The organism is Coprococcus sp. AF99-45, from assembly GCF_027663865.1.
Classification (GTDB): domain Bacteria; phylum Bacillota; class Clostridia; order Lachnospirales; family Lachnospiraceae; genus Allocoprococcus; species Allocoprococcus comes.
This window is the reverse complement of the sequence record NZ_JAQDGZ010000040.1, coordinates 1-6,194: the sequence shown is the minus strand read 5'-3', so window position 1 is coordinate 6,194 and position 6,194 is coordinate 1. Positions and strand designations below refer to the sequence as shown.

Annotated in this window: 8 protein-coding genes and 1 pseudogene; all 9 read left to right on the top strand. The window is 43.0% G+C overall.

The genetic code is table 11. The features are described 5' to 3' along the window. Positions 1–148 precede the first annotated feature (148 nt). On the top strand, positions 149–562 hold the full coding sequence (locus tag PGR14_RS15635; RefSeq protein WP_270223698.1) for a sigma-70 family RNA polymerase sigma factor: 414 nt from the start codon (positions 149–151) through the stop codon (positions 560–562). A gap of 505 nt (positions 563–1,067) precedes the next feature. Then, positions 1,068–1,191: pseudogene (locus PGR14_RS16335) on the top strand (tyrosine-type recombinase/integrase); the annotation flags it as partial. A gap of 52 nt (positions 1,192–1,243) precedes the next feature. Then, positions 1,244–1,432 carry a helix-turn-helix domain-containing protein gene (locus PGR14_RS15620; RefSeq protein WP_002596317.1) on the top strand — a complete coding sequence of 63 codons (189 nt, stop codon included), beginning with the start codon at positions 1,244–1,246 and terminating at the stop codon, positions 1,430–1,432. Further along, positions 1,425–2,117, top strand: a complete 693-nt coding sequence (locus tag PGR14_RS15615; RefSeq protein WP_270223697.1) for a response regulator transcription factor — start codon at positions 1,425–1,427, stop codon at positions 2,115–2,117. The genes PGR14_RS15620 and PGR14_RS15615 overlap by 8 nt, the downstream gene beginning before the upstream one ends. 5 nt (positions 2,118–2,122) lie before the next feature. Then, on the top strand, positions 2,123–3,040 hold the full coding sequence (locus tag PGR14_RS15610) for a sensor histidine kinase (protein WP_270223696.1): 918 nt from the start codon (positions 2,123–2,125) through the stop codon (positions 3,038–3,040). Positions 3,041–3,174: 134 nt separating this feature from the next. Next, on the top strand, positions 3,175–4,101 hold the full coding sequence (locus tag PGR14_RS15605) for an ABC transporter ATP-binding protein (RefSeq protein WP_270223695.1): 927 nt from the start codon (positions 3,175–3,177) through the stop codon (positions 4,099–4,101). After that, the gene (locus PGR14_RS15600) at positions 4,094–4,879 is read left to right on the top strand and encodes an ABC transporter permease (RefSeq protein ID WP_270223694.1); all 786 of its coding nucleotides are present in this window, start codon (positions 4,094–4,096) and stop codon (positions 4,877–4,879) included. The genes PGR14_RS15605 and PGR14_RS15600 overlap by 8 nt, the downstream gene beginning before the upstream one ends. A gap of 2 nt (positions 4,880–4,881) precedes the next feature. Next, complete coding sequence (locus PGR14_RS15595) at positions 4,882–5,661, top strand: ABC transporter permease (RefSeq protein WP_270223692.1); 780 nt, start codon at positions 4,882–4,884, stop codon at positions 5,659–5,661. Positions 5,662–5,668: 7 nt separating this feature from the next. After that, positions 5,669–6,130 (top strand): hypothetical protein, encoded by a 462-nt coding sequence (locus PGR14_RS15590; protein WP_270223691.1) that lies wholly within the window; start codon positions 5,669–5,671, stop codon positions 6,128–6,130. Positions 6,131–6,194: the final 64 nt, after the last annotated feature.

The following is a 6,194-nucleotide window of genomic DNA, read 5'->3' as shown; positions in this document are numbered from 1 at the left end:
TGTTCTTGGCGCGCCAGTTTTCCCCCACGGAAATCTGGCGTTTTTTGTTGCCATTTTTTCGGAGATGACCCGGTTGTCTGCCGGTGTCGGTCTCCGCCTCCATTCGATTCACCCGTCAATCACCCGTGAATCGAAATGGAGGTACATAATGAAGAAAATTAACCTTCGGGAACTTTATCCTGATGTTTATACAACAGACTTTTTTGTAGATGTGACAGAGGAAGTAATGGAGACTATTCGAGCAGTTGAACGTGCGGAGGCTGCGTATGAGCGAAAGATGTATCGTTATAAAGCACAGTATTCTCTGGATTGCGAGAATGGCATTGAAAATGCGGTGTTGTTGAAGCCGCAGACACCGGAGATGGTTCTGGAGGAAAAACAGTTTCAGGAGCAGGTCTATGCCGCTGTGATGAAGCTGCCGGAGAAACAGGCAAAGCGAATTTATGCCCGATACTATCTGGGAATGACGGTAAATGAAATTGCCGAAGTAGAAGGTGTAGACCCAAGCCGTGTCCGAGACAGTATCCGCCGTGGATTAAAGCAGCTTGTAAAATATTTTTGATAAAATTTCATTTGATGCGCCTGTTTTTTGCCTTTTTTGTCAGTGTTAATAAGAAGGACAAGTTTTCCTCCTTCATCAGTACATTGACAATCGAATAGACAGCACAACAGGTACATAACCCATGTACGAGCGAATATGAAACGCCGCGAAGATGGAGCAGTCAGGGAGGTGATGAAAAGACTTCTTCGGAGCAATCAGCATTGCAACGCTGGACGCGGCCCGTAACAATGGTCTTATTTCTTATGTGCAATATGTGCAGAATGGCTGTGTGTACTTTACTTCAGCGGGCCCTCAGGAGTATATCGCAAAATGCACCCACAGAGCAAAGCCAGCAGAAAAGAACGCAACTTATCGTAAACCTCGCAGAGCTGGAGTGTGAGCCGGTCCGTATCCTTGTCGAAATCATAATGGTCTGATAAAACATAGATACAGTGCTGGAGTCTATTCTTAGGAGGTGACGGAATTGGCCAAACGGCAAACAATAATTCCTCAATATGGCACAGTTATGAAAAGAGGTGTCCTTATATTATAGGACCAGAATCAAAGACGCGAATGGTAAGCTCGTAGCTATCTACGCAAAAACACCTGAAGAACTATACAACAAAGAAACGCTTGCGTTGGAACAGATAAACTTGTATTGTTCGAGATAAAGAACTATAATGTACTCTGTGGAGGTGCATAATGGATTATATGACACTAAAAGAGGCCGCCGAAAAATGGGGCGTGACACCTCGTAGAGTAAATTACTATTGCGCTGCTGGGCGTATCCCCGGCGCTGTAAAGATGGCTGGTGTTTGGCTGATTCCAAAGAACGCAGAAAAGCCGATTGACGGAAGGACAAAACAAGGGAAGGGGTTGCACCATGAATAAAATCCTGATTATAGATGATGACAGAGAACTGTGCGCTTTGATTAAACGTAGCGTACAAGCAGAAAACATAGAAGCTGATTTTTGTAATACCGGAAAAGAGGGCTTACAAAAATTAAGAGAGCAGGAGTATCAGCTTGTGGTGCTGGATGTGATGATGCCTGGTATGGATGGCTTTGAAACGCTGGAAGAAATCCGCAAAGAGAACAGTCTGCCGATTTTGATGTTCACATCTAAAAATGACAGCATTTCTAAAGTACGGGGCTTACGAGCCGGGGCGGACGATTATCTGACAAAACCGTTTGATATGGACGAACTGATTGCCCGTATTGCGTCCCTCATTCGCCGCTACACCCGTTTTAATCAGCAAGCTGGAGCTGTGCAAAAACTGGATTTTGATGGATTGCAAATTGACCTTGAAAATCGTTCTGTTACGACGGAAAATGGCATTTTTGAACTTCCACCAAAGGAATTTGATCTGCTCCTGTACTGTGCAAAGCATCAAGGAAAAATTTTGACAAAACAGCAGATTTATGAGGAAGTTTGGGGCGAAGAATATTTCTATGATGACAGTAACATTATGGCGATTATCAGTCGGCTTCGTAAAAAATTAGAAGTCAATCCTTCAAGCCCAAAGTATATACAAACGGTCAAAGGGATTGGCTACCGGTTTAATAAGGAGGTGTAGTCAGTATGGAAATCATTGTATTCTTGTCCATTGTGATTGCTGTTGGGGCTGTATTGACTTCCATCGTTCTCGTTCGGCGTGTAAAAAAACAAATAGCAGAAATGACCGATGTGCTGGTTGATGTGAAAAACGGAAATGGCAACCGGCGTATTCTATCTGCAACAAATGAACTGACAGCACCTCTTGCCTATGAAATCAACGAGATTGTTGTGGCCTATGAAAGCAGACTTTCAACTGTACGGCAGACAGAAGAAACCAACCGCCAGCTTATGACGAGCCTTTCACATGATGTGCGAACGCCCCTTACTACTCTGATTGGGTATCTTGACGCTGCACACAAAGGACTGGTCACAGGAAAAGACCGGGATGATTATATTGAAACCGCCCGCCGGAAAGCCCATGATCTGAAAGAATACATTGATGTACTCTTTGACTGGTTCAAGTTAAATTCAAACGAGTTTGCTTTGGAGATCCAGAGCGTTGAGGCCACAGAGCTGACAAGAAATATCCTCATTGACTGGATACCGATTTTTGAGGATAAACAGGTTGAGTATGACATCGATATTCCCGAACAGCCTGTCCGGGTAAGATTGGATATGGACAGCTATATGAGGATTGTCAATAATCTCATTCAAAATGTAATCGCTCACAGCCATGCAGACAAAATCAAAATTGCCCTGTCAAAGAAGGAAAATAACATGGAGCTGCTGCTGGCGGATAATGGAGTGGGAATTGAGAAGGAAGATTTGAAACACATTTTTGAACGGCTCTATAAGTGTGACAAAGGACGGTCTGAAAAAGGAAGCGGTCTTGGTCTTTCCATTGTCCATCAGCTTGTAGAAAAGATGGGTGGGAGTATAACAGTTGAAAGTTTACCGGGAAAAGGAACTGAATTTATGTTGCTTTTTCCTTTGGAGAGTTAAGCGGGTTCCCGTCTTTATGGCGGGAGCCTTTGTCATTTTACTGGATTTCAAATTGCAAGGTTAATGCAAGGTTGCGGCAAGGTTAATGCAAGGTTGGCGTGATAGAATACCTTACAGAACAGGAGGTTTTGAATATGGATACAAATTATATCATTGAAACAAAAAATCTGACGAAGCAATACGGCTCACAAAAGAGTGTGGCTGACTTAAATATCCATGTGAAGCGTGGGAAAATTTACGGTCTGCTGGGCAGAAACGGAGCTGGAAAAACCACTACCATGAAAATGCTGTTGGGCTTAACGAAGCCGACTTCCGGGGAGGTCAAAATCTGGGGAAAGTCTTTGCAAGGGAATGAAAAGAAGCTGTTGCCCCGTATCGGAAGCCTGATTGAGTCCCCCGGTTTTTATCCCAATCTGACCGGCACAGAGAACCTGCGTATCTTTGCTACTCTGCGGGGCGTACCAAACAATCATGCTATCAAAGATGCTCTGGATCTGGTAGGACTGCCCTACAAAGATAAAAAGCTCTTTTCACAGTATTCTCTTGGTATGAAGCAGCGGCTTGCCATCGCCCTTGCCGTTATGCACGATCCGGAGCTTTTGATTTTGGATGAGCCGATCAACGGCCTCGATCCCATCGGTATTGCAGAAGTACGCTCCTTTATTCGGGAGCTTTGCGACGCAAGAGGAAAAACTATTTTGATTTCCAGTCACATTCTTTCGGAGATTTCCTTGCTGGCTGACGATATTGGAATTATTGACCACGGTGTATTGCTGGAAGAAGAAAGCCTTGCTGAGTTGGAGCAAAAAAGCAGTAAACATATCCGGTTTACGCTCTCTGATACTGCACAGGCGGCAAGAATTTTGGAACGCAATTTCCATGAAACCCATTTTTCCATACAAGACGACCACAATCTGCGTCTACACAATATGGAGCTACCCGTGGGGAAAATTGTAACTGCTTTTGTAGAAAACGGATTGGAGGTATCAGAAGCACATACCTGTGAAGAAAGTCTTGAAGATTACTTCAAGCGTGTGACAGGGGGCGAAGGAATTGCTTAAACTAATCAAATGCGAATTTTTGAAATTGAAACGGAAGAAATTTATTCCGCTGATTATTTTGGCTGCGTTCCTGTTTCCAATCCCGCTGACTTATCTGATGACAACGCCCTCTATGATGGAGCGATATACGGATCGGGCAGATGCTTTCGATGGACTATTTAACATGGTGTTGGGATATGGTATCCAGTTTTTACTGCCCTGCATTATCGGAGTGATTGCCGCTATTCTGTTTTTTATGGAACGCGACAACGATACATTCAAAAATCTGCGTACAATTCCCGTAACCAGCACGCAAATGGTACTTGCAAAGATTATTGTCCTTTTTATCTTTGGAATTGTTTTTTGCGTGGCTTCTACCATTGCAACAATTCTTTGCGGAATTGGAACATTGGAAGTTTATGGAATTGGTTATAAGCTGTTTTTGGCGGTTGAAACGGGGACCTTCATTACGGCAGGAACACTCCCGTTGATTGTTCTTGTTGTCTTTTTCAGTAAGACCTATGTTTTTTCCATTTTGCTGTGCGTCTTTTACAGCGTTCTGAACATGAGTGCTACGGCATTGTTTGACACGCTGCCTAAAACCATGTTATGGCTTCTGCCCACGCCACTGACTACATTTTGGAGTGCGGGAGATATGGCGGCTCATGGAATAAAAATGGACTTGGAGCAAATGACAGGTCTAATTCCCTCAACATTTCAAGTTGTATTCATTCTTGGGATTATGGCATTCGTTTCGTTCTTACTGATTGACAGATTATATAAGCAGAGGGGGGAATAAACATGGTTCGCATTGTAAAAACAGAATTTTATAAATTGAAAAGGTATCATATCCTTTGGGCGGGCGTTGCACTCATGATCCTATCCGTCCTGCTGACCTTGTTTACCTCTATGGCGAATGATGGTTCCGTTTGGGATTTTGCCTATCTTACAGAACAGGTCATCAAAAACAATATGTCCATGATTTTTCCGATGTGTATCAGCCTAATTGCTGGATATATGATTTCTCGTGAGCAGACGGATGACACATTGAAAAATATTCTGACTGTGCCGATCTCTTTTAAGAAACTGTTGACTGGAAAATTGATTGTGTGCGGCGTATTGTCTATTATTTTCGGGCTGATATGCAGTCTGTTTACAATCATAGCAGAAATGATTGTGGGATTTCCTGGCTTTGAGATTTCCTTAGCTCTAAAAGCAGCCTTGCAGATTACTGCGGTTAATTTCTTTTTATATCTTGCGGTTCTGCCGATTATCGCTCTTACTTGTCGGAGGGCAGGCAGCTTTTTAGTCGGTGTAATCATTGCTTTTGTCTATGGATATGGAGGGATGTTTGCCGCAGGAAATATGACATTAGCAAACCTTTATCCGATTACCGCAAGTCTCGGAATGGTAGGCTACCGTAGCTATGATACCGCAGTCAACTGGAATATTGGAACCTGTTCTTGCAGTCTTGCGCTTGCTGTCGTTATTTCTGCCATCTTGATTTTGTGCATGAAAGAACGAGAAGCAACCCAAACAAAGAAAAAGGCCAAAAAGGTAGCTCCAAAGAAAGGCTGGTGATGATTTTATGAAGATAATAGTTTTAGCATTAACATTCGTCCTTGTGGGAAGTTTTATGCTTGCTGGCTGTTCAAAAGATGAAATTCTCAATCATTACAATAACATTGTTCAATCTGCGGGCTCCATAGAACTGACAGGGAAATCGTCACTGCAAGGGGAAAAAGAAAAAGGGATTGATGATTATACAGGGACTTATACGGCTGATTATGCGAACTTTTCAGGTATAGAGTATTTGTTCGGAGGAACTTCCATAAAGAGAGAAGCCGGTAAGGATCTGTCCATTGATTGCACCTTGGAGATTACGGAAGGTACTGCAAAAGTATTTTGGATTTCTGGATCTGATGAAGCAGTCACGTTGATTGAAGCAACCGGAACTTATAGTGACACAATTACACTTCCTGATGGTGGAAATTATTTTGGCATTGAATGTGAGAATTTCACTGGAAACATTGAATTAAATATTGAATAATACTCTGCCGCGCGACGGTAAAAGAAAAAAAGCCGTCGTAAAGCAGACACATTTTCACGCGCCT